The sequence below is a fragment of the Streptomyces marokkonensis genome (assembly GCF_008312835.1).
In the GTDB taxonomy this organism is placed as follows: domain Bacteria; phylum Actinomycetota; class Actinomycetes; order Streptomycetales; family Streptomycetaceae; genus Streptomyces; species Streptomyces marokkonensis_A.
On record NZ_VSKS01000075.1, the window covers coordinates 1 to 634 of the forward strand.

The 634-nt window shown below is 57.1% G+C and carries 1 rRNA gene; it reads left to right on the forward strand.

Annotated features, from left to right (window positions below):
* Window positions 1–634: ribosomal RNA gene (locus F1615_RS35475) — 23S ribosomal RNA — on the forward strand; the annotation flags it as partial.

The following is a 634-nucleotide window of genomic DNA, read 5'->3' on the forward strand; positions in this document are numbered from 1 at the left end:
TCTTCGGACGAGGTCGGAGTGGTGGAGCCGGTGACCCGAGCTGGTAGTAGGTGAGTGATGGGGTGACGCAGGAAGGTAGTCCATCCCGGGCGGTGGTTGTCCCGGGGTAAGGGTGTAGGCCGGACGGTAGGTAAATCCGCCGTTCATTAAGGCTGAGACCTGATGCCGAGCCGATTGTGGTGAAGTGGATGATCCTATGCTGTCGAGAAAAGCCTCTAGCGAGTTTCATGGCGGCCCGTACCCTAAACCGACTCAGGTGGTCAGGTAGAGAATACCGAGGCGTTCGGGTGAACTATGGTTAAGGAACTCGGCAAAATGCCCCCGTAACTTCGGGAGAAGGGGGGCCACAACCGGTGAGAGCACTTGCTGCTCGAGCTGGGGGTGGCCGCAGAGACCAGCGAGAAGCGACTGTTTACTAAAAACACAGGTCCGTGCGAAGCCGTAAGGCGATGTATACGGACTGACGCCTGCCCGGTGCTGGAACGTTAAGGGGACCGGTTAGCTCTGATTCGTCGGGGCGAAGCTGAGAACTTAAGCGCCAGTAAACGGCGGTGGTAACTATAACCATCCTAAGGTAGCGAAATTCCTTGTCGGGTAAGTTCCGACCTGCACGAATGGCGTAACGACTTCTCGA